The organism is Cytobacillus oceanisediminis 2691 (assembly GCF_000294775.2).
GTDB lineage: Bacteria > Bacillota > Bacilli > Bacillales > Cytobacillaceae > Cytobacillus > Cytobacillus pseudoceanisediminis.
This window is the reverse complement of the sequence record NZ_CP015506.1, coordinates 127,692-149,400: the sequence shown is the minus strand read 5'-3', so window position 1 is coordinate 149,400 and position 21,709 is coordinate 127,692. Positions and strand designations below refer to the sequence as shown.

24 protein-coding genes and 1 other annotated feature are annotated in these 21,709 nt (G+C 43.2%); all 24 genes read right to left on the bottom strand.

All coding sequences use genetic code 11. The features are described from left to right. Window positions 1–26: 26 nt before the first annotated feature. The 24 genes from rplX to rplA all read right to left on the bottom strand — a co-directional run bounded on the left by rplX (window position 27) and on the right by rplA (window position 21,697). Entirely contained in the window at window positions 27–338 is a 312-nt protein-coding gene (gene rplX / locus A361_RS00790; protein WP_009336591.1) for a 50S ribosomal protein L24, read from the bottom strand. A 37-nt stretch (window positions 339–375) separates the two neighbouring features. Further along, entirely contained in the window at window positions 376–744 is a 369-nt protein-coding gene (gene rplN / locus A361_RS00785) for a 50S ribosomal protein L14 (protein ID WP_009336590.1), read from the bottom strand. Between the two features lie 40 nt (window positions 745–784). Then, on the bottom strand, window positions 785–1,048 hold the full coding sequence (gene rpsQ / locus A361_RS00780) for a 30S ribosomal protein S17 (RefSeq protein ID WP_009336589.1): 264 nt from the start codon (window positions 1,046–1,048) through the stop codon (window positions 785–787). Window positions 1,049–1,069: 21 nt separating this feature from the next. Beyond that, complete coding sequence (gene rpmC / locus A361_RS00775) at window positions 1,070–1,270, bottom strand: 50S ribosomal protein L29 (RefSeq protein ID WP_009336588.1); 201 nt, start codon at window positions 1,268–1,270, stop codon at window positions 1,070–1,072. Continuing rightward, complete coding sequence (gene rplP, locus A361_RS00770) at window positions 1,260–1,694, bottom strand: 50S ribosomal protein L16 (protein ID WP_009336587.1); 435 nt, start codon at window positions 1,692–1,694, stop codon at window positions 1,260–1,262. The genes rpmC and rplP overlap by 11 nt, the downstream gene beginning before the upstream one ends. 1 nt (window position 1,695) lies before the next feature. Next, window positions 1,696–2,352 (bottom strand): 30S ribosomal protein S3, encoded by a 657-nt coding sequence (gene rpsC, locus A361_RS00765; RefSeq protein WP_009336585.1) that lies wholly within the window; start codon window positions 2,350–2,352, stop codon window positions 1,696–1,698. 3 nt (window positions 2,353–2,355) lie between these two features. After that, window positions 2,356–2,697 carry a 50S ribosomal protein L22 gene (gene rplV, locus A361_RS00760; RefSeq protein ID WP_009336582.1) on the bottom strand — a complete coding sequence of 114 codons (342 nt, stop codon included), beginning with the start codon at window positions 2,695–2,697 and terminating at the stop codon, window positions 2,356–2,358. Window positions 2,698–2,715: 18 nt separating this feature from the next. After that, complete coding sequence (gene rpsS / locus A361_RS00755; protein ID WP_009336580.1) at window positions 2,716–2,994, bottom strand: 30S ribosomal protein S19; 279 nt, start codon at window positions 2,992–2,994, stop codon at window positions 2,716–2,718. Window positions 2,995–3,054: 60 nt separating this feature from the next. Continuing rightward, window positions 3,055–3,885 carry a 50S ribosomal protein L2 gene (gene rplB / locus A361_RS00750; protein WP_009336578.1) on the bottom strand — a complete coding sequence of 277 codons (831 nt, stop codon included), beginning with the start codon at window positions 3,883–3,885 and terminating at the stop codon, window positions 3,055–3,057. Window positions 3,886–3,917: 32 nt separating this feature from the next. Then, the gene (rplW, locus tag A361_RS00745; protein WP_009336576.1) at window positions 3,918–4,202 is read right to left on the bottom strand and encodes a 50S ribosomal protein L23; all 285 of its coding nucleotides are present in this window, start codon (window positions 4,200–4,202) and stop codon (window positions 3,918–3,920) included. Continuing rightward, window positions 4,202–4,825, bottom strand: coding sequence for a 50S ribosomal protein L4 (gene rplD / locus A361_RS00740; protein ID WP_009336574.1), 624 nt, complete (start codon window positions 4,823–4,825; stop codon window positions 4,202–4,204). The genes rplW and rplD overlap by 1 nt, the downstream gene beginning before the upstream one ends. 28 nt (window positions 4,826–4,853) lie before the next feature. Continuing rightward, a complete protein-coding gene (gene rplC, locus A361_RS00735; RefSeq protein WP_009336573.1) occupies window positions 4,854–5,480 on the bottom strand; it encodes a 50S ribosomal protein L3 in 627 nt (208 codons plus the stop codon). Between the two features lie 40 nt (window positions 5,481–5,520). Beyond that, window positions 5,521–5,829 (bottom strand): 30S ribosomal protein S10, encoded by a 309-nt coding sequence (gene rpsJ, locus A361_RS00730; protein WP_009336571.1) that lies wholly within the window; start codon window positions 5,827–5,829, stop codon window positions 5,521–5,523. Window positions 5,830–6,363: 534 nt separating this feature from the next. Continuing rightward, the gene (gene tuf, locus A361_RS00725) at window positions 6,364–7,551 is read right to left on the bottom strand and encodes an elongation factor Tu (protein WP_009336569.1); all 1,188 of its coding nucleotides are present in this window, start codon (window positions 7,549–7,551) and stop codon (window positions 6,364–6,366) included. A 119-nt stretch (window positions 7,552–7,670) separates the two neighbouring features. After that, window positions 7,671–9,749, bottom strand: a complete 2,079-nt coding sequence (gene fusA / locus A361_RS00720; RefSeq protein ID WP_009336567.1) for an elongation factor G — start codon at window positions 9,747–9,749, stop codon at window positions 7,671–7,673. 51 nt (window positions 9,750–9,800) lie between these two features. Continuing rightward, complete coding sequence (gene rpsG, locus A361_RS00715; protein ID WP_009336565.1) at window positions 9,801–10,271, bottom strand: 30S ribosomal protein S7; 471 nt, start codon at window positions 10,269–10,271, stop codon at window positions 9,801–9,803. A 42-nt stretch (window positions 10,272–10,313) separates the two neighbouring features. Then, on the bottom strand, window positions 10,314–10,736 hold the full coding sequence (rpsL, locus tag A361_RS00710; RefSeq protein ID WP_009336562.1) for a 30S ribosomal protein S12: 423 nt from the start codon (window positions 10,734–10,736) through the stop codon (window positions 10,314–10,316). A 103-nt stretch (window positions 10,737–10,839) separates the two neighbouring features. Next, window positions 10,840–11,088, bottom strand: coding sequence for a 50S ribosomal protein L7ae-like protein (locus A361_RS00705; RefSeq protein ID WP_009336559.1), 249 nt, complete (start codon window positions 11,086–11,088; stop codon window positions 10,840–10,842). A gap of 156 nt (window positions 11,089–11,244) precedes the next feature. Next, complete coding sequence (gene rpoC / locus A361_RS00700) at window positions 11,245–14,844, bottom strand: DNA-directed RNA polymerase subunit beta' (RefSeq protein ID WP_019382782.1); 3,600 nt, start codon at window positions 14,842–14,844, stop codon at window positions 11,245–11,247. A 130-nt stretch (window positions 14,845–14,974) separates the two neighbouring features. Further along, entirely contained in the window at window positions 14,975–18,529 is a 3,555-nt protein-coding gene (rpoB, locus tag A361_RS00695) for a DNA-directed RNA polymerase subunit beta (protein ID WP_026041789.1), read from the bottom strand. 373 nt (window positions 18,530–18,902) lie between these two features. Continuing rightward, a complete protein-coding gene (locus A361_RS00690) occupies window positions 18,903–19,505 on the bottom strand; it encodes a class I SAM-dependent methyltransferase (protein ID WP_009336553.1) in 603 nt (200 codons plus the stop codon). A gap of 301 nt (window positions 19,506–19,806) precedes the next feature. Beyond that, window positions 19,807–20,172 (bottom strand): 50S ribosomal protein L7/L12, encoded by a 366-nt coding sequence (rplL, locus tag A361_RS00685; protein WP_009336551.1) that lies wholly within the window; start codon window positions 20,170–20,172, stop codon window positions 19,807–19,809. 57 nt (window positions 20,173–20,229) lie between these two features. After that, complete coding sequence (gene rplJ / locus A361_RS00680) at window positions 20,230–20,730, bottom strand: 50S ribosomal protein L10 (protein ID WP_009336549.1); 501 nt, start codon at window positions 20,728–20,730, stop codon at window positions 20,230–20,232. Window positions 20,731–20,763: 33 nt separating this feature from the next. After that, window positions 20,764–20,903: a sequence feature (ribosomal protein L10 leader region), on the bottom strand. 50 nt (window positions 20,904–20,953) lie between these two features. Next, window positions 20,954–21,697 carry a 50S ribosomal protein L1 gene (gene rplA / locus A361_RS00675; protein ID WP_026041788.1) on the bottom strand — a complete coding sequence of 248 codons (744 nt, stop codon included), beginning with the start codon at window positions 21,695–21,697 and terminating at the stop codon, window positions 20,954–20,956. Window positions 21,698–21,709 lie beyond the last annotated feature (12 nt).

Genomic DNA, 21,709 nt, shown 5'->3' with positions numbered 1-21,709 from the left:
CCATTGTACCTCCCTTCTTCTTTAAACTATTTATCTAGAACTTCACCGGATTTTTTTGCAACACGTACTTTTTTGCCATCAACCGTTTTATAGCCTACACGAGTTGGTTCACCAGATTTAGGATCGACAGGCATAACGTTTGATACATGAACAGGTGCCTCTTGGCTGATGATTCCGCCCTGCGGGTTCATCTGAGAAGGCTTAGAGTGTTTCTTTACAATGTTAACTCCTTCAACAAGCACTCGGCTTTGTTTAGGGAACGCTGCAAGAATAACGCCCGTTTTGCCTTTATCCTTACCAGAGATGACCATAACTTTGTCACCTTTTTTCACATGCATCTGTGCGCACCTCCTTAAAGGCAATTTAATTTGTTATTTATAATACTTCTGGAGCTAAAGATACAATTTTCATGAAGTTGTTTTCACGTAGTTCACGGGCAACTGGTCCGAAGATACGAGTTCCGCGTGGTCCTTTGTCATCACGAATAATTACACATGCGTTTTCATCGAAACGAATGTAAGTACCGTCATTACGGCGTACACCGCTCTTAGTACGAACAACTACCGCTTTAACAACATCACCTTTTTTAACAACGCCACCTGGTGTTGCTTGTTTCACTGTACAAACGATAACATCACCGATGTTAGCAGTCTTGCGGCCAGAGCCACCAAGAACTTTAATTGTAAGTACTTCACGAGCACCAGAGTTGTCAGCAACTTTTAAACGTGATTCTTGTTGAATCATGTGTGTAACCTCCCTTCGGGATAAACCTTATTCCGAACAATTAGATAATAACTGCTTTTTCAACTACTTCTACAAGACGGAAGCGTTTAGTCGCAGATAGTGGACGAGTTTCCATAATACGAACGATATCGCCAGTTTTTGCTTGGTTTTGCTCATCATGAGCTTTGAACTTTTTAGAGTACTTAACGCGTTTACCGTAAAGTGGATGCTTTTTGTAAGTTTCGACAAGAACCGTTACTGTCTTATCCATTTTGTCAGAAACGACGCGTCCAGTGTAAACTTTGCGTTGGTTGCGTTCACTCATTGTGCGAACCTCCTCTCAATATCACTTGCTAAAGCCGATTTCTCTTTCACGAATAACAGTTTTCATGCGGGCAATCGCTTTGCGTACTTCACGAATGCGAGCTGTGTTTTCAAGTTGTCCAGTCGCCAATTGAAAGCGAAGGTTGAAAAGCTCTTCTTTTAATGATTTTACTTTTTGTTCAATTTCGGCAGTGGTAAGGTCACGAATTTCATTAGCTTTCATTTGATTCACCACCAATTTCTTCTCGTTTTACAAACTTGCACTTAACTGGAAGTTTGTGTGATGCAAGACGTAATGCTTCACGAGCGATCTCTTCAGATACACCAGCGATTTCGAACATTACTTTACCAGGCTTAACAACTGCAACCCATCCTTCTGGAGCACCTTTACCGGAACCCATGCGGACTTCTAGAGGCTTTGCAGTGTAAGGCTTATGCGGGAAAATTTGAATCCAAACCTTACCGCCACGTTTCATGTAACGAGTCATTGCGATACGTGCAGATTCAATTTGACGGTTAGTGATCCAAGAAGCTTCAAGAGCTTGAAGACCATATTCACCGAAGTTTACTTCAGTTCCGCCTTTTGATTGACCACGCATTTTTCCGCGGTGTACACGACGATATTTAACGCGCTTTGGCAATAACATATTATTTGCCTCCTTCCCCAGTTTTCTTCTTAGTAGGAAGGACCTCTCCACGATAGATCCATACTTTTACGCCCAATTTACCGTAAGTTGTATCAGCTTCAGCTGTAGCATAATCGATATCAGCACGAAGAGTATGAAGTGGAACTGTTCCTTCGCTGTATGATTCTGAACGAGCGATATCAGCACCGCCTAAACGACCAGATACCATTGTTTTGATACCCTTAGCGCCAGCGCGCATTGCACGTTGAATAGTTTGTTTTTGAGCACGACGGAAAGATACGCGGTTTTCTAATTGACGAGCAATGTTTTCCGCAACCAATTTCGCATCAATGTCTGCTCTTTTAATTTCTAGAATGTTGATATGAACACGCTTGCCAGTTAATGAGTTAAGTGACTTGCGAAGTGCTTCAACCTCAGTACCACCTTTACCGATAACCATTCCTGGTTTCGCAGTGTGGATAGTGATGTTCAGGCGATTAGCAGCACGTTCGATTTCTACTTTAGAAACAGAAGCATCGCTTAAACGCTTTGTGATGTACTCACGAACCTTAAGGTCTTCGTGTAAAAGATCAGCATAGTCTTTGCCTGCGTACCATTTTGACTCCCAATCACGGATGACACCGACACGCAAACCGACTGGATTTACTTTTTGACCCACTGATTATCCCTCCTTCTTTTCTGATAAAACGATAGTAATATGACTAGTGCGCTTGTTGATTTGGCTTGCACGGCCCATAGCGCGAGGACGGAAACGTTTTAAAGTTGGTCCTTCGTCTACGAATGCTTGAGCAACTACCAGATTGTTAACGTCCATTTCGTAGTTGTGCTCAGCGTTAGCTAGTGCAGATTTTAAAACTTTCTCTACGATTGGAGAAGCAGCTTTAGGTGTAAGGTTCAAAATCGCTACTGCTTCGCCTACTTGCTTTCCTCGAATTAAATCTACGACTAAACGAGCTTTACGAGGAGCAATACGAACTGTTCTTGCAACAGCTTTAGCTTGCATTAGAATGCCCTCCTCTCATTAACGTCTTGTTTTCTTATCATCATTGCCATGGCCTTTGTACGCACGAGTTGGAGCGAATTCTCCAAGCTTGTGGCCTACCATGTCTTCAGTGATGTATACAGGCACATGTTTACGACCATCATAAACTGCGATTGTGTGTCCGATGAATTGTGGGAAGATCGTAGAACGGCGAGACCAAGTTTTAGTAACTTGCTTGCTTTCTGTTTCGTTAAGCTTTTCGATCTTTGTCATTAAATGTTCATCAACAAAAGGTCCTTTTTTTAAGCTGCGACCCATGATTGAACCTCCCTTCGTGATTGCTCTACGGTTCTTATTTGGAACCGTAGTACAATCCCGTTATTTTTTACGACGACGTACGATAAATTTGTCTGATTTGTTGTTTTTCTTGCGTGTCTTGTAACCAAGTGTTGGTTTGCCCCAAGGAGTCATTGGAGACTTACGTCCGATTGGCGCACGTCCTTCACCACCACCGTGCGGGTGATCGTTAGGGTTCATTACAGATCCACGTACAGTTGGGCGCTTGCCTAACCAGCGTGAACGACCTGCTTTACCAATGTTAATAAGCTCGTGCTGCTCGTTGCCAACCTGACCTACAGTTGCGCGGCACTCAGCAAGAATCATGCGAACTTCACCAGAGTTCAAACGAACTAATACATACTTTCCTTCTTTACCAAGAACTTGTGCAGAAGTACCAGCAGAACGTACTAATTGTCCGCCTTTACCAGGTTTTAATTCGATGTTGTGGATTACAGTACCCACTGGAATATTAGCTAGTGGAAGTGCATTACCCACTTTGATATCCGCTTCAGGACCTGACATTACTTCCATGCCCACTTGTAAATTCTTAGGAGCAAGGATGTAACGCTTTTCTCCATCCACATAGTTAATTAGTGCAATATTTGCAGAGCGGTTTGGATCATACTCGATTGTGGCAACGCGTCCTGGAATGCCATCTTTGTTACGTTTGAAATCGATGATACGATATTGACGTTTATGACCGCCGCCTTGATGACGAACTGTCAACTTACCTTGGTTGTTACGGCCGCCTTTTCTCTTAACAGGAGCAAGTAAAGACTTTTCTGGTTTGTTAGTCGTGATTTCTGCGAAATCAGATACCGTCATGCCGCGACGACCATTAGAGGTAGGTTTATACTTTTTAATCGCCATTTCGTTTCCCTCCTCTTCTAGTTATAGTAGTTTTAAGCTTCAAATAGCTCGATTTCTTGACTTTCAGCTGTTAATTTAACGATCGCTTTACGGCGTTTGTTAGTGTAACCGCCAAATTTGCCCATACGCTTGAACTTACCTTTGTAGTTCATGATGTTAACTTTCTCAACTTTAACGCCAAAGATTTGCTCTACAGCGTCCTTAACTTGAGTTTTGTTAGCTCGTACGTCAACTTCGAACGTATATTTTTTATCAGCCATAATATCAGTAGAACGTTCAGTGATTACGGGGCGCTTAATGATTTCGCGTGCATCCATTATGCAAGCACCTCCTCTACTTTTTCAACCGCTGCTTTCGTCATGATAAGCTTATCATGGTTTAAAACATCTAAAACAGTGATTCCAGAAGCAGACACAACTGTTACACCAGGGATGTTGCGAGCAGATAATGCTACGTTCTCATCTAGGTCAGCAGTTACGATAAGTGCTTTTGAATCAACAGAAAGACCAGTTAATACACCTTTGAAGTCTTTTGTTTTAGGAGTTTCGAAAGCAAGGCCTTCTAATACTAGGATGTTTTCTTCTAACACTTTAGAAGATAACGCAGATTTGATTGCCAGACGGCGAACCTTTTTAGGTAGTTTGTAGCTGTAGCTGCGTGGTACAGGACCAAATACAGTACCGCCTCCGCGCCATTGTGGTGAACGGATAGAACCTTGACGTGCACGGCCTGTGCCTTTTTGGCGCCATGGCTTGCGTCCTCCGCCCGCTACTTCAGAACGAATTTTAGTTTTATGAGTCCCTTGACGTAAAGAAGCTCTTTGCATAACAATAGCTTCGAATAATACGTGCTGGTTAGGCTCGATACCAAAGATCGCATCATTAAGTTCGATATCACCAACTTTAGATCCGCTTTGGTTAAACAATGCTACTTTCGGCATTCTGTTTTCCTCCTTTCCGGTTTAATTATTATGCTTTTACCGCACTTTTGATTTTTACTAATGCTTTTCTAGCACCAGGTACGTTACCTTTGATCAATAGCAAGTTGCGCTCAGCATCAACTTTAACGATTTCAAGGTTTTGTACAGTGATTTGCTCTCCGCCCATACGTCCAGGTAATAGTTTACCTTTAAATACACGGTTTGGAGCTACAGGACCCATTGAACCAGGGCGACGGTGGTAACGAGAACCGTGAGCCATAGGCCCGCGAGATTGTCCGTGGCGCTTGATGGCACCCTGGAAACCTTTACCCTTTGAGATTCCTGTTACATCAACAGTTTCGCCTTCTGCGAATATATCAACTTTGACTTCTTGACCAACTTCATATTGTCCTAAATCAGCTCCGCGGAATTCGCGTACGAAGCGCTTAGGAGCAGTGTTTGCTTTAGCAACATGGCCTTTTTCAGGTTTGTTGGATAGCTTTTCGCGCTTATCTTCAAATCCAAGCTGGATCGCTTCATATCCATCAGTTTCAACTGACTTCATTTGAAGAACAACGTTTGGAGCTGCCTCAACAACTGTTACCGGGATAAGATCACCGTTTTCAGCAAATACTTGAGTCATACCAATCTTTCTTCCTAAGATTCCTTTGGTCATTTCAGTCACACCTCCTAATTTTCTTATGATTATTTATTGATTAAAGTTTGATTTCGATATCTACACCAGACGGTAAGTCTAAACGCATTAGAGAATCAACCGTTTGTGGTGTTGGGTTAACGATGTCGATTAGACGTTTATGCGTACGCATTTCGAACTGCTCACGAGAATCTTTGTACTTGTGAACCGCACGAAGGATTGTGTAAATAGACTTTTCAGTTGGTAATGGAATCGGACCTGAAACAGCCGCACCAGAACGTTTTGCAGTCTCAACAATCTTTTCTGCTGATTGATCAAGAATTCTGTGATCATACGCTTTTAAACGAATACGAATTTTTTGTTTTGCCATTATTTTCCCTCCTTTTCGCCTATTTTAATATAGACATTCTCCGTGAAAATTTCCCACACACTCGCCATGGCAAAGCGGCCGGGTGTGTCAGCAACCTTTCACATCATCGCAGTCAAAGACCAACATTGTCTATTATACAGAAACAATAAATGAAATGCAACATGTATATGTTATTTCTTTATGTTTCGCACACTTTTACTATTATAACTGCAGATTACAAAGTTTTCAATAGGATAGGAAGAAGTCTAAATATTTGCTTTAGGTCCATGGGAACTGTCAAATGATGTAGTTAGAATAGGTGATTATATATAGAAGAAAGTAATGTATATAATAGGATACTTTTGATGAGCTTTGGTTGTTTAAGCTGCAGAATCTTGATGGTTAGCATTGAAGCGATTTAGTAAATTCGATCTCTATCTCAGCAGGAGCACAAAGTTTCATACTGTCAAAGAAACTATGCTGATATTTTGCCCGACGCAAAAACACAAAAAAAAAACAGATGGGTTGTCACCCATCTGTTTTTATCTATTGCAATTACTCTTGGATTGTAGCAACTACGCCAGCGCCTACAGTACGTCCACCCTCACGGATAGAGAACTTAGTACCTTCTTCGATAGCGATTGGAGCAATTAGTTCTACAGTCATTTCGATGTTATCTCCAGGCATAACCATTTCTACGCCTTCAGGAAGATTACAGATACCAGTTACATCAGTTGTACGGAAGTAGAACTGAGGACGGTAGTTTGTGAAGAATGGAGTGTGACGTCCACCTTCTTCTTTTGAAAGAACGTATACTTCAGCTTTGAACTTAGTGTGTGGAGTGATAGAACCTGGCTTAGCAAGTACTTGTCCACGTTGGATATCTTCACGTGCTACACCACGAAGAAGGGCACCAATGTTGTCTCCAGCTTCAGCATAGTCAAGAAGCTTACGGAACATTTCTACACCAGTTACAGTAGTTGATTTTGGCTCTTCAGCAAGACCGATGATTTCAATAACGTCACCGACTTTAACTTGTCCACGCTCAACACGTCCTGTAGCAACAGTACCACGGCCAGTGATTGAGAATACATCCTCAACAGGCATCATGAATGGCTTGTCAGTGTCACGAGTTGGAGTTGGGATGTACTCATCAACAGCAGCCATAAGCTCTTCGATTTTAGCTTCCCACTCAGCTTCACCTTCAAGAGCTTTAAGAGCAGAACCTTTGATTACTGGGATATCATCACCAGGGAATTCGTACTCAGAAAGAAGGTCACGAACTTCCATTTCTACTAATTCAAGTAGTTCTTCATCGTCAACCATGTCACACTTGTTCATGAATACAACAAGGAAAGGTACACCAACCTGACGAGAAAGAAGGATGTGCTCACGAGTTTGTGGCATTGGGCCGTCAGCAGCAGATACTACTAGGATACCGCCGTCCATTTGAGCAGCACCAGTGATCATGTTTTTAACATAGTCAGCGTGACCTGGGCAGTCAACGTGTGCATAGTGACGGTTTTCAGTTTCGTACTCAACGTGTGCAGTTGAGATTGTGATTCCACGCTCGCGCTCTTCTGGAGCTGCGTCGATTTGATCGTATCCGCGTGCTTCACCGCCGCCTTTTTTAGAAAGAACAGTTGTGATAGCTGCAGTTAAAGTAGTTTTACCATGGTCAACGTGTCCGATTGTACCGATGTTAACATGGGGTTTTGAACGGTCGAATTTAGCTTTTGCCATTTGAAAAATCCTCCTTCAGATTATAAAAGTTAAGTAATTTTTGCTGTGGAGAGGTTTCCCTTCCCACAGCGCTTTTTGCCTACAATAGTAGTTATACTTTATTAAAAAGGTAAAATCAATTATTCACCTTTATTTTTTTTGATGATTTCTTCAGAAATTGATTTAGGTACTTCTTCATAGTGGTCGAAGTGCATTGAGAATGTACCGCGGCCCTGCGTATTAGAACGCAATGCAGTTGCGTAACCAAACATTTCTGATAGTGGAACCATCGCACGAACTACTTGTGCATTACCGCGAGCTTCCATACCTTCAACGCGTCCACGGCGTGATGTAACATCACCCATGATATCACCCATGTATTCTTCAGGGATTACTACTTCAACTTTCATAACCGGCTCAAGAATTACAGGATTACATTTTGACGCTGCATTTTTAAGTGCCATAGAGGCAGCAATTTTAAATGCCATTTCAGAAGAGTCGACATCATGGTAAGAACCATCAAATAGTCTAGCTTTGATATCTACTAATGGGAATCCAGCAAGTACTCCTCTTTCAAGAGCATCTTCAAGACCAGCTTGAACTGCAGGGATGTATTCACGTGGAACAACACCACCGACAATGCCATTTTCGAATTCGAAGCCTTTACCTTCTTCATTTGGAGCAAATTCGATCCATACATGACCGAATTGTCCGCGTCCACCGGATTGACGGGCGAATTTACCTTCAACCTGAGCTGAAGAACGGAAAGTTTCGCGGTATGCAACCTGAGGTGCACCTACGTTTGCTTCCACTTTAAATTCACGTTTCATACGGTCAACTAGAATATCAAGGTGAAGCTCACCCATACCAGCGATAATAACCTGTCCAGTTTCCTGGTCAGTATGCGCTCGGAATGTAGGATCTTCTTCTTGAAGTTTCTGCAGAGCAGTAGTCATCTTATCTTGGTCAGCCTTGGATTTCGGCTCGATAGATAATGAGATAACTGGTTCTGGGAACTCCATAGACTCAAGAATAACAAGATTCTTTTCATCACATAGTGTATCTCCAGTGCTAGTATCTTTAAGACCTACAGCTGCTGCGATATCTCCAGCGTGAACTACTGAGATCTCTTCACGAGAGTTAGCGTGCATTTGCAGGATACGTCCTACACGCTCGCGCTTCCCTTTAGTAGAGTTCTGTACATATGAACCTGAGTTCAATGTTCCAGAGTAAACACGGAAGAATGTAAGTTTACCGACATAAGGGTCAGTCATAACTTTAAATGCAAGAGCTGAGAAAGGTGCATCATCGCTAGAAGGACGAGTAACCTCTTCTTCCGAATCTGGAAGTGTACCTTTGATAGCTGGTACATCTAATGGAGAAGGAAGATAATCGATTACTGCATCTAGCATTTTTTGTACACCTTTATTTTTGAAAGCAGAACCACAGATTACAGGATAGAACTCAACGTTTACTGTACCTTGACGAATAGCTGCTTTTAGCTCTTCGTTAGTGATTTCCTCACCGCCAAGGTATTTCTCCATTAATTCTTCATCAAGTTCAGCTACCGCTTCAATTAGCTTTTCACGGTATTCTTCAGCTTGATCCATGTATTCTTCTGGGATATCACGCTCTTCGATATCAGTACCAAGGTCATTACCGTAGAACGTAGCTTTCATTGTGATAAGATCGATGATTCCTTCGAACTGGTCTTCAGCACCAATCGGTAATTGGATAGCTGCCGCATTAGCTTGCAGACGATCATGAAGTGTCTTCAATGAATATAAGAAGTCAGCACCGATTTTATCCATTTTGTTTACGAATACCACACGTGGTACTCCGTAAGTAGTTGCCTGGCGCCAAACTGTTTCAGTTTGAGGCTCAACTCCTGACTGTGCATCAAGTACCGCAACCGCACCATCAAGAACACGAAGTGAACGCTCAACTTCAACTGTGAAGTCTACGTGTCCAGGAGTGTCAATGATGTTTACGCGGTGGCCTTTCCACTGTGCAGTTGTTGCAGCAGAAGTGATTGTGATTCCACGCTCTTGCTCCTGCTCCATCCAGTCCATCTGTGAAGCACCTTCGTGTGTTTCACCGATTTTGTGGATACGGCCAGTGTAGTAAAGTACACGCTCAGTTGTTGTTGTTTTACCGGCATCAATGTGAGCCATGATACCGATATTGCGAGTATTTTCTAAGGAGAACTCTCTAGCCATTGGGTCTTTCTCCTTCCTAGTATGAGTGTTATTTTAGTTAAGCTGTATATCTTACCAGCGGTAGTGAGCAAACGCTTTGTTCGCTTCTGCCATTTTGTGTGTATCTTCACGCTTCTTAACAGATGCACCAGTGTTGTTAGCTGCATCTAGGATTTCGTTAGCTAAACGCTCTTCCATAGTCTTTTCACCGCGAAGACGCGCATAGTTTACTAACCAGCGAAGACCAAGAGTAGTACGGCGGTCAGGACGCACCTCAACTGGTACTTGGTAGTTAGCTCCACCTACACGGCGTGCTCTTACTTCAAGTACAGGCATGATGTTTTTAAGTGCCTGATCGAAAACTTCCATTGGCTCTTTGCCAGTGCGCTCGCTGATGATATCGAACGCAGAGTAAAGAATAGCTTGAGATTTACCTCTCTTACCATCGATCATCATTTTGTTGATCAGACGGCTAACTAGCTTTGAGTTGTAAATCGGATCCGGCAATACGTCTCTTTTTGCTACAGGACCTTTACGTGGCATGGATTGTTCCTCCTTTCAAAGATGGTTGTCTATTATTTAGAATTATTTTTTAGCTGCTTTTGGACGCTTAGCACCGTATTTAGAACGGCCTTGCATACGGTTGTTAACACCAGCAGTATCTAAAGCGCCGCGCACGATGTGGTAACGTACACCCGGTAAGTCTTTTACACGTCCTCCACGGATAAGAACAACACTGTGCTCTTGAAGGTTGTGTCCGATACCAGGAATGTAAGCATTAACCTCGATACCGTTTGTTAAACGAACACGAGCATATTTACGTAATGCAGAGTTCGGTTTCTTTGGAGTCATTGTACCAACACGAGTACAAACACCACGCTTTTGAGGTGAAGCTACGTTTGTTTGAGCTTTCTTGAAGCTGTTGTAGCCTTTGTTAAGAGCTGGTGAATTTGACTTCTCTGACTTAGTTTGACGAGGCTTGCGCACTAATTGGTTAATAGTAGGCATTTGATTTTTCCTCCCTTCGAATTTGTTTAAGCCCACACATCCAGGTGGTTCATTTTGATGCAAAAACAAAGTTCTTGCAGATAGCAATCTACAAAAACAGTTTTTAAAAAGATATGGCAACAGCTGCTGCCCCAACTTCGATTCCGCATGCTTTACCGAGCTTTTTCATCGAATCAACATACACAATCGGAACGTTCATCTCATTCGCTGTACTAACCACTTTAGCTGTAACCCTAGGATCAGCATCACTGGCGACTACGACTTCATCAATTGTTCCCAGTTTGAGAGCCTTGACTGTTTGCTTTGTTCCTACAATAAAACTTTTAGCCTGCAATACTTTATCATAAGACATTTACGACATCCTCCAAAGTATCCGGTGAATAGGAGCACCTTTGCTATAGTACCATCTTCATTTTTCGATGTCAACAAGCAAAATGAATTTTATTTTATTTATTCACTTTAAAATGCGGTACTTGCTGGTAAATAAGCAAGCACCGCAATAATAAAGTTATTCTACAGTAACAGTATTTTCAGCAGTTTCCTCATTTGTATAAGGCTCTGCTCTTCTATAGCGCTGCATTCCTGTTCCGGCAGGGACAAGCTTACCAATAATTACATTCTCTTTCAGGCCAAGAAGCTCATCGCGCTTGCCTTTAATCGCTGCATCGGTAAGAACTCTTGTGGTCTCCTGGAAGGATGCTGCTGATAAGAATGAATCTGTTTCAAGAGATGCTTTTGTGATACCAAGCAGAACCGGACGTCCTGTTGCAGGCATTTTGCCAGCAAGAAGGGCTTTTTCGTTGGCATCTGTAAATTGATGGATATCAAGCAGAGTACCTGGCAGTACATCTGTTTCTGCTGCATCAATTACACGCACTTTGCGAAGCATCTGGCGTACCATTACCTCGATGTGCTTATCGCCAATTTCAACACCCTGCATGCGGTATACCTTCTGAACTTCACGCAGCAAGTATTCTTGAACAGCTGTTACATCTTTTACTTTAATTAACTCTTTAGGGTCAATAGAACCTTCAGTCAATTCCTGTCCACGTACTACTTCATCGTTTACAGCTACTTTTAAGCGGGCTGTATAAGGTGCTGTATACGTCTTGGACTCCACTTCACCCTGAACAACAATCTCATGCTGGCGGTCACGGCCTTCATTGATGCCAACTACCACACCATCAATTTCAGAAATGACTGCCTGACCTTTAGGGTTACGCGCTTCGAAGATTTCCTGGATACGCGGTAAACCTTGAGTGATATCGTCTCCTGCTACCCCACCGGTATGGAACGTACGCATTGTTAACTGTGTACCTGGTTCACCGATGGATTGGGCAGCGATGATACCTACTGCTTCACCAACTTCAACCTCTTGTCCGGTTGCCAGGTTGCGGCCGTAGCACTTTTTACAAACCCCATGACGTGTGTTGCATGTGAACGCGGAACGGATCCATACTTTTTCGATGCCGGCTGAAACAATTTCAACTGCAATATCTTCAGTGATCAATCCGTTTTCAGCTACAATCACTTCATTTGTCTCAGGATGTTTGATATTTCTTCTTGCATAACGGCCAATCAGACGCTCTTCAAGCGCTTCAATAACTTCAGTACCATCTTTAAGAGATGCGATCAGCAATCCGCGGTCAGTTCCACAATCATCATCACGAACGATGACATCCTGTGCTACGTCTACCAGACGGCGAGTCAGGTAACCTGAGTCAGCTGTTTTAAGGGCTGTATCGGCAAGTCCTTTACGGGCACCGTGTGTAGAAATAAAGTACTCGAGTACTGTTAAACCTTCACGGAAACTTGATTTAATCGGTAATTCAATGATACGTCCAGCCGGGTTGGCCATGAGTCCGCGCATACCAGCTAACTGAGTGAAGTTGGATGCGTTACCACGGGCACCGGAGTCACTCATCATGAAGATTGGGTTGGATTTATCCAATGACTTCATCAATTTTGCCTGGATATTATCCTTCGCTGCACTCCAGATTGAAATAACACGATCATAACGCTCATCTTCGGTAATAAGACCGCGTCTGAACTGTTTCATGACATTATCAACCTTGCTTTGTGCTTCGTGGATAATTTCCTGCTTCTCGCCCAATACCACGATGTCAGCTACACCAACCGTGATGCCGGCTTTTGTGGAGTATCTGAATCCAAGATTTTTCATGCGGTCAAGCATTTTAGACGTTTCAGTGATTTTAAAGCGTTTGAAGACTTCCGCAATGATGTTTCCAAGGATCTTTTTCTTAAACGGATCTACTAGAGGCATTTCCTTGATAACAGCAGCTACATCAGTAGCAGGCTCTACAAAGTATTTCTCAGGAGTTTCAATCTCAAGGTTTTCTTTTGTAGGCTCGTTGATGTATGGGAATGTCTCAGGCAGAATCTCGTTGAAAACAAGCTTACCAACCGTAGTTAATAAAAGCTTTTTATTTTGTTCTTCGGTGAATGTCTGGTTATTCAAGGATCCAGCATGGACAGCTACTCTTGTATGCAAATGAACATAGCCGTTCTGATAGGCAAGCAGTGCTTCACTTGTATCATTGAAGATCATGCCTTCTCCGACAGCGCCGGCTCTTTCAAGTGTCAAGTAATAGTTACCTAATACCATATCCTGTGAAGGAGTAACAACTGGCTTACCGTCTTTCGGGTTCAGGATGTTCTGTGCTGCAAGCATCAGCAGGCGGGCTTCTGCCTGTGCTTCTGCTGAAAGCGGCACGTGAACAGCCATTTGGTCACCGTCAAAGTCTGCGTTGTATGCAGTACACACAAGCGGATGAAGACGAATAGCGCGTCCTTCCACCAATGTCGGTTCAAATGCCTGAATGCCCAGTCTGTGAAGAGTTGGGGCACGGTTAAGCAATACAGGGTGCTCTTTAATGACACTTTCAAGAACATCCCAAACTTCCGGCTGCACTCTTTCGATCTTGCGTTTTGCAGACTTGATGTTGTGGGCTAAGCCTTTTTCCACCAATTCCTTCATAACGAATGGCTTGAATAATTCCAATGCCATTTCTTTCGGAAGTCCGCACTGGTACATTTTTAAGTTTGGTCCTACGACGATAACCGATCGTCCAGAATAGTCAACACGCTTACCAAGCAAGTTTTGGCGGAAACGTCCCTGCTTCCCTTTAAGCATATGCGACAGGGATTTTAACGGACGGTTTCCTGGTCCTGTTACCGGTCTTCCGCGGCGGCCGTTATCGATTAGCGCATCTACTGCTTCCTGAAGCATGCGCTTTTCGTTTTGAACAATAATGCTTGGAGCACCAAGGTCCAATAGACGCTTTAGGCGGTTGTTGCGGTTGATTACACGGCGGTACAGATCATTTAAGTCGGAAGTGGCAAAACGTCCGCCATCCAGCTGTACCATCGGACGAAGTTCCGGAGGAATAACCGGAAGAACGTCAAGAATCATCCAGGATGGTTCATTTCCGGAGCCACGGAAAGCTTCAAGAACTTCCAGGCGCTTGATAGCACGAGTGCGTCGCTGGCCCTGGGCAGTTTTCAGTTCCTCTTTAAGGGTATCTACTTCTTTGTTGAGGTCTATGTCAGAAAGAAGTTTCTTAATGGATTCAGCACCCATGGATGCCTGGAACTTGTTTCCATACTTTTCACGGTATGCACGGTATTCTTTTTCGGAAAGCAGCTGCTTCTTTTCAAGAGCCGTATCGCCAGGATCCGTTACAACATAAGAAGCGAAGTAAATAACTTCCTCAAGTGCACGCGGAGACATGTCCAGCACAAGACCCATACGGCTTGGGATGCCTTTGAAGTACCAAATGTGGGATACAGGGGCTGCAAGTTCAATGTGGCCCATTCTTTCACGGCGCACTTTTGCACGTGTTACTTCAACGCCGCATCGATCACAGACAACGCCTTTGTATCGAACACGCTTATACTTTCCGCAGTGACATTCCCAGTCTTTTGTCGGTCCGAAAATGCGTTCGCAGAATAAACCGTCTTTTTCTGGTTTTAATGTACGATAGTTGATCGTTTCAGGCTTCTTAACCTCACCATGTGACCAAGAACGTATCTTATCCGGTGAAGCAAGACCTATTTTCATATACTCGAAATTATTTACATCTAGCAAGGGGCCTACCTCCCTTTTGATCTCCGGGTTTTACCCTTATTGCTCAAACAGCAGCAAAAGTGCCAATAATATCCCCAGCAGCCTCCGCCATTTAGGGCGGAGCGCCCAGGGATTAAGGATTTATATTAAATTATTCTTTCGTAACTACCTGTTCTTCATTTTGCGTTTCCGGAGCGATTGTCAATGATTCAGCCTGCTGAACATCATCTTCATCTTCCAGGTCGCGCATTTCAATTTCTTCTTCATCGCCAGAAAGGATCTTAACATCCATACCTAAACTTTGAAGTTCTTTGATTAGTACCTTGAATGATTCCGGTACGCCCGGTTCAGGAACATTCTCGCCTTTGACGATTGATTCGTAAGTCTTAACACGTCCAACGACGTCATCGGACTTAACCGTTAAGATTTCCTGAAGTGTATAGGCAGCACCATATGCTTCAAGTGCCCAAACCTCCATCTCACCGAAACGCTGTCCGCCAAACTGAGCTTTACCGCCCAATGGCTGCTGCGTAACAAGAGAGTAAGGTCCTGTTGAACGGGCATGGAGCTTATCGTCAACCATGTGCGCCAGTTTGATCATATACATGACTCCTACTGATACGCGATTGTCAAACGGCTCGCCTGAACGTCCATCATAAAGGACAGTCTTAGCATCACGCGCCATGCCTGCTTCTTCGATCGTTGCCCATACATCTTCCTCGCGGGCACCATCAAATACAGGAGATGCTACGTGAATGCCCAATGCTCTGGCAGCCATACCAAGGTGAAGCTCAAGCACCTGTCCGATGTTCATACGCGATGGAACCCCGAGAGGGTTTAACATGATGTCTACTGGGGTGCCATCCGGCAGGTAAGGCATGTCTTCTTCCGGTAAAATACGGGAGATAACACCTTTGTTACCGTGGCGTCCGGCCATCTTGTCACCTTCAGAGATTTTACGCTTCTGAACGATATATACACGCACAAGCTGGTTAACACCTGGAGGAAGCTCATCTCCATCTTCTCTGTTAAATACTTTAACATCGAGTACGATACCGCCGCCGCCGTGTGGCACACGAAGGGAAGTATCGCGGACTTCACGAGCTTTTTCACCAAAGATTGCGTGCAATAGCCGTTCTTCAGCTGTTAGTTCCGTTACCCCTTTAGGAGTTACTTTACCAACAAGAAGGTCGCCATCTTTTACTTCCGCACCTGTGCGGATAATTCCGCGTTCGTCCAGATTGCGCAGTGCATCTTCCCCAACGTTAGGGATATCTCTTGTGATCTCTTCAGGTCCAAGCTTTGTATCGCGTGATTCTGATTCATATTCTTCAATATGGATAGATGTATAAACATCATCTTTTACGAGGCGCTCACTCATAATGATCGCATCCTCGTAGTTATATCCATCCCATGTCATAAACGCGACGAGAACGTTGCGTCCAAGCGCTAATTCACCAAGTTCCATGGAAGGTCCGTCAGCAAGGATTTCTCCTTTAGTTACACGGTTGCCTACAGCAACGATTGGGCGCTGGTTGTAGCAAGTTCCCTGGTTGGAACGGATGAATTTAAGCATTCTGTATTTATCAAGATCGCCTTTAACTTCCTGGCCATCCACGTTTTGAATGCGGCGAACCCAAACTTCGCGAGCTTCTACGTGCTCAACGATCCCCTCATGCTTACAGATGACTGCAGCACCTGAGTCTTTACCTGATACATATTCCATACCAGTACCAACTCTTGGCGCTTCCGGCTGCATCAAAGGCACAGCCTGACGCTGCATGTTCGCTCCCATCAGGGCACGGTTGGAGTCATCGTTTTCCAGGAATGGGATACATGCCGTCGCAGCAGAAACTACCTGTTTAGGCGATACATCCATGTAGTCAACACGGTCTCGCTTCACAACTGTGTTTTCACCTTTGAAACGGGCAACTACTTCTTCGTCAAGGAATGAGCCATCGTCACCAAGAAGTGCATTCGCCTGGGCCACTACATAGTTATCCTCTTCATCAGCTGTCAGATAGTCGATGCGGGATGTAACTTTTCCGGTCTCAGGGTCAATTCGGCGATACGGTGTTTCGATAAATCCGAAACGGTTTACCTTCGCAAATGAAGATAAGGAGTTAATCAAACCGATGTTTGGTCCCTCCGGCGTTTCAATCGGACACATACGGCCATAGTGAGAGTAGTGAACGTCACGTACTTCGAAGCCGGCACGTTCACGTGTCAGACCACCAGGTCCTAACGCAGAAAGACGGCGTTTATGTGTCAGTTCAGCGAGCGGATTTGTCTGGTCCATGAACTGGGACAACTGCGAGCTTCCAAAGAACTCTTTAATTGACGCAATAACAGGACGGATATTAATCAGCTGCTGAGGCGTAATGGTATTTGTATCCTGGATGGACATTCTCTCGCGGACCACACGCTCCATACGGGAAAGACCGATGCGGAACTGGTTCTGCAATAGTTCTCCGACTGAACGAAGACGTCTGTTTCCAAGATGGTCGATATCATCTGTATCTCCTACAGAGTGCAGAAGGTTAAAGAAATAACTGATTGAAGCAATGATGTCAGAAGGTGAAATGTTTTTCACTGCTTCTTCAACATAAGCATTGCCAATTACATTGATGACTTTTTCGCCATCTTCATTAGGCGCGTAAATCTTAATAGACTGAAGCAGCACTTCATCATCTACAACTCCGCCTAAAAGGCTTACGGTTTTAAAGCCGATATCCTTCTCCAGGTTAGGAAGGATCCGGTCTAAAGTGCGGCGGTCAAGCGTAACGCCTTTTTCCGCAATGATTTCGCCAGTTTCTGGATCCACAAGCGTTTCAGCCAGTTTTTGACCGAACAGGCGATTTTTGATATGAAGCTTCTTATTGATCTTATAGCGTCCAACATTCGCCAGGTCATAGCGCTTTGGATCGAAAAACCTTGAGACAAGCAAGCTTTTCGCATTTTCAACCGTTGGCGGTTCGCCCGGACGAAGGCGCTCATAAATTTCAAGCAGCGCTTTCTCTGTACTTTCAGTATTATCTTTTTCAAGAGTGTTGCGAATGTACTCGTTGTCTCCAATCAAATCGATGATCTCTTGATCAGAGCCGAACCCAAGTGCACGCAAAAGAACCGTAACGGGCAGTTTCCGAGTACGATCTATTCTGACGTATACGACGTCTTTGGCATCTGTTTCATACTCAAGCCAAGCGCCGCGGTTCGGGATTACGGTTGCTGTAAAGCCTTTTTTCCCGTTTTTATCAAGCTTTCCACTGAAATATACGCTCGGTGAACGTACTAACTGGGATACAATGACACGTTCCGCTCCGTTAATAACGAACGTACCTGTCTCTGTCATAAGCGGGAAGTCACCCATAAAGACATCCTGGTCTTTAACTTCGCCTGTTTCTTTGTTTACAAGACGCACTTTCACACGTAAAGGTGCAGAATATGTAACATCTCGTTCTTTCGATTCCTCAACGGAATATTTTGGTTCGCCAAGGCTGTAATCAATAAATTCAAGCGACAAATTACCAGTAAAGTCTTCAATCGGAGAAATATCATGGAACATTTCTCGTAAACCCTCATCAAGAAACCATTGATAAGAAGAGGTTTGGATTTCGATTAGATTTGGTAATTCTAAAACTTCACTGATTCGTGCGTAACTTCTACGTTGGCGGTGTCGTCCATACTGAACTAGTTGACCTGTCAACTGATTCACCCCTCAAATCAAGCGTTATTGTTGCTAATAGCAATTTATATCATCTTATAAGAAAAGCTATAGAGCGCCTGCCTATCGGCAACAAGCAAAAGAGCCGGAACCGATGGCGCAAAGTGCCGCCAGCGAACTGGCTTAGAAGCTGGACTTTTCCCGAAAAAGTACAGGGACATAAGCCAAACCTCCATTCTTATAAGACAAAAAGAAAAAGGGTTTTCACTTCAAAAACCACATTTTCACAATACGACTATTATTTTGTTAGCTTTCCCATTAAAACCAAATTTATACAACTATTAGATAAATTTAGTTATAAATAGAAATATAATATGTTGGCATTTTACAATACTATCATAGCAAAAAAGTCAAGTCAATCTTTTTTTGCTCTTAAAATAAAATAGCCTTTTTTCTTTTCTGCTGTCTCTACTTCACCGAATAACTCTGTCAGTTTATCTATGGCAGATGGTGCACCCTGCTTTTTCTGGATGACAACCCATAGCTCACCTCCAGAAATCAGCGAATGAAAACTTTGTTCAAATATATCATGAACAACCTTTTTCCCGGCGCGGATCGGCGGGTTTGTCAGAATGGCCGCAAACTTATTTCCTTTTGTATTTTCAAGGCGGTCACTTTCATAGATTTGCACATTTTTAATGCCGTTCAATTCAGCATTTTCTTTCGCAAGTCCAAGCGCCCTCTCATTTACATCAACCATATGAACTGTCCGTTCAGGCATCAGCTTTGCTGCAGTCAGCCCAATGGGCCCGTATCCGCAGCCTACATCGAGAATGTTACCTTCAGCTTCCGGCTCTTCAAAAGTCTCAATTAATAACCTTGAACCAAAATCCACTTCACCCTTTGAAAAAACACCATTATCTGTTTTAAATCGGAATGGATACTCCTTTAGAGTATAACTCCAGGTTTTAGGGCTGCTTTCAACTTTTTGCGTTTGGGAATAGTAGTGTTCAGACATGAAATCACCTCCAGGGAGAATATATAAGAAGAAAATAGAAGAATCACAATTAAGTGGTTTCGAAGGAATTATATAGGATTGCCCATCAAAAAGCAAAAAGTAAACAGAAAAGCAGAAGCGCCCTTCCCTTCCCCGACACCTCGAGGGAACAGGCTCCTCCGTAACACGATGCTTTTAGTCGTACGATGATAAAGCTGACGAAGCGTTCCTTGTTTAGCTGGACAGTACCTTCAGATTAAAGTTATAGATTTTACAGCAAAACAAAAAGCCCGCTTAAGCAGCGGACTTTTCATAAATGTTATTACTTAACTTCAACGCCAGCTCCAACTTCTTCAAGCTTAGCTTTAACTTCTTCAGCTTCTTCTTTAGAAACGCCTTCTTTAAGAGCTTTTGGAGTGTTGTCAACAAGTTCTTTTGCTTCTTTAAGTCCAAGACCTGTGATTTCACGTACCACTTTGATAACTTTGATTTTTTGGTCGCCTGCAGAAGCAAGAACAACGTCAAATTCAGTTTTCTCAGCAGCAGCGTCTCCACCAGCAGCTCCGCCCATTACAGCTACAGGAGCAGCAGCAGTTACACCAAATTCTTCTTCGATAGCTTTTACTAAGTCGTTAAGTTCTAAAACAGTCATATTTTTAACTGCTTCAATGATTTGTTCTTTAGTCATGATTATGTTTCCTCCTTATTTTTGGTTTGAATCTATTAGTTTAACGCTAAAATCAACTTACGCGCCTTGTTCTTCTTTTTGATCTGCAACAGCTTTTGCAGCAAGAGCAAGATTGCGGATAGGTGCTTGAAGTACGCTGAGTAGCATAGAAAGCAAGCCTTCGCGTGATGGTAGTTCAGCAAGAGCTTTGATATCTTCTACTGAAGCGACATTTCCTTCGATTACACCTGCTTTAATTTCAAGTGCTTCATGCTTTTTCGCGAAATCATTAAGGATTTTCGCTGGAGCAACTACATCTTCTGTGCTGAACGCGATTGCGTTAGGTCCAGTTAAAGCTTCGTTTAAACCCGAAAGTTCAGCAGCTTCAGCAGCACGGCGAGTCATTGAATTCTTGTATACTTTGAATTCCACGCCAGCTTCACGAAGCTGTTTACGAAGTTCAGTAACTTCAGCAACAGTAAGACCACGGTAGTCAACAACAACTGTTGATAAACTTGATTTAAGCTTATCAGCAATTTCTTCTACGATTTGTTTCTTTTGTTCGATAACGCTGCTCATCCTTACACCTCCTGTAGAATTTCTACATTCATACCGTCCAATAAAAAACCTCCACGACTTTGCAGACATGGAGGAAGTATACAATAGCAAGAAAAAGCAATTCTATCGTAATACCTCGGCAGGAAATTAAGCAATTAAGCACCTGCTGTCTACGGCACAAATGTTATTATATTTTAACAACAAAATACATATTACAGCATGTATTTTAGAATGTCAATTGTTATTATTTTACTGCAACAGATGAAGGATCTACTTTTACGCCAGGTCCCATAGTAGAAGTAACAGAAACGTTCTTCATGTAAGTTCCTTTAGCAGCAGCAGGCTTCACTTTCATCATTGTATCGAAAATAGTGTTGAAGTTTTCAACAAGCTTTTCGTCTTCGAAAGATACTTTACCGATTGGCACGTGGATGTTACCAGCTTTGTCAACACGGTATTCAACTTTACCTGCTTTGATTTCGTTAACTGCTTTTTGAACGTCAAAAGTAACTGTGCCAGTCTTAGGGTTTGGCATTAAGCCTTTAGGTCCTAATACGCGGCCAAGTTTACCAACTTCACCCATCATGTCAGGTGTAGCAACGATTACATCAAAGTCGAACCAGCCTTGGCTGATTTTGTTGATGTATTCAGAATCACCTACGAAATCTGCTCCAGCAGCTTCTGCTTCTTTCGCTTTTTCACCCTTAGCGAAAACAAGAACGCGCTGAGTTTTACCAGTTCCGTTTGGAAGAACAACTGCTCCACGGATTTGCTGGTCAGCTTTCTTAGGGTCAACTCCTAGACGGAATGCTACCTCAACAGTTGCATCAAATTTTGCAAAATTAGTTTTCTTCGCAAGTTCAATCGCCTCAGCAATTGGGTAAGCTTTTGAAGAATCAACAAGCTTCACAGCTTCTGCGTATTTCTTACCTTTTTTAGCCATTTTTATTTCCTCCTTGATTGTGGTTTTAGCGGAATAACCTCCCACGAGTAAAAGCGG

Coding starts and splice junctions, on each gene's coding strand:
- rplX (WP_009336591.1), bottom strand. CDS start 338: ATGCATGTGAAAAAAGGTGACAAAGTTATGGTCATCTCTGGTAAGGAT.
- rplN (WP_009336590.1), bottom strand. CDS start 744: ATGATTCAACAAGAATCACGTTTAAAAGTTGCTGACAACTCTGGTGCT.
- rpsQ (WP_009336589.1), bottom strand. CDS start 1,048: ATGAGTGAACGCAACCAACGCAAAGTTTACACTGGACGCGTCGTTTCT.
- rpmC (WP_009336588.1), bottom strand. CDS start 1,270: ATGAAAGCTAATGAAATTCGTGACCTTACCACTGCCGAAATTGAACAA.
- rplP (WP_009336587.1), bottom strand. CDS start 1,694: ATGTTATTGCCAAAGCGCGTTAAATATCGTCGTGTACACCGCGGAAAA.
- rplV (WP_009336582.1), bottom strand. CDS start 2,697: ATGCAAGCTAAAGCTGTTGCAAGAACAGTTCGTATTGCTCCTCGTAAA.
- rpsS (WP_009336580.1), bottom strand. CDS start 2,994: ATGGGTCGCAGCTTAAAAAAAGGACCTTTTGTTGATGAACATTTAATG.
- rplB (WP_009336578.1), bottom strand. CDS start 3,885: ATGGCGATTAAAAAGTATAAACCTACCTCTAATGGTCGTCGCGGCATG.
- rplW (WP_009336576.1), bottom strand. CDS start 4,202: ATGGATGCACGCGAAATCATTAAGCGCCCCGTAATCACTGAACGTTCT.
- rplD (WP_009336574.1), bottom strand. CDS start 4,825: ATGCCGAAAGTAGCATTGTTTAACCAAAGCGGATCTAAAGTTGGTGAT.
- rplC (WP_009336573.1), bottom strand. CDS start 5,480: ATGACCAAAGGAATCTTAGGAAGAAAGATTGGTATGACTCAAGTATTT.
- rpsJ (WP_009336571.1), bottom strand. CDS start 5,829: ATGGCAAAACAAAAAATTCGTATTCGTTTAAAAGCGTATGATCACAGA.
- tuf (WP_009336569.1), bottom strand. CDS start 7,551: ATGGCAAAAGCTAAATTCGACCGTTCAAAACCCCATGTTAACATCGGT.
- fusA (WP_009336567.1), bottom strand. CDS start 9,749: ATGGCTAGAGAGTTCTCCTTAGAAAATACTCGCAATATCGGTATCATG.
- rpsG (WP_009336565.1), bottom strand. CDS start 10,271: ATGCCACGTAAAGGTCCTGTAGCAAAAAGAGACGTATTGCCGGATCCG.
- rpsL (WP_009336562.1), bottom strand. CDS start 10,736: ATGCCTACTATTAACCAATTAGTGCGCAAGCCTCGTCAAACTAAGTCA.
- A361_RS00705 (WP_009336559.1), bottom strand. CDS start 11,088: ATGTCTTATGATAAAGTATTGCAGGCTAAAAGTTTTATTGTAGGAACA.
- A361_RS00690 (WP_009336553.1), bottom strand. CDS start 19,505: ATGTCTGAACACTACTATTCCCAAACGCAAAAAGTTGAAAGCAGCCCT.
- rplL (WP_009336551.1), bottom strand. CDS start 20,172: ATGACTAAAGAACAAATCATTGAAGCAGTTAAAAATATGACTGTTTTA.
- rplJ (WP_009336549.1), bottom strand. CDS start 20,730: ATGAGCAGCGTTATCGAACAAAAGAAACAAATCGTAGAAGAAATTGCT.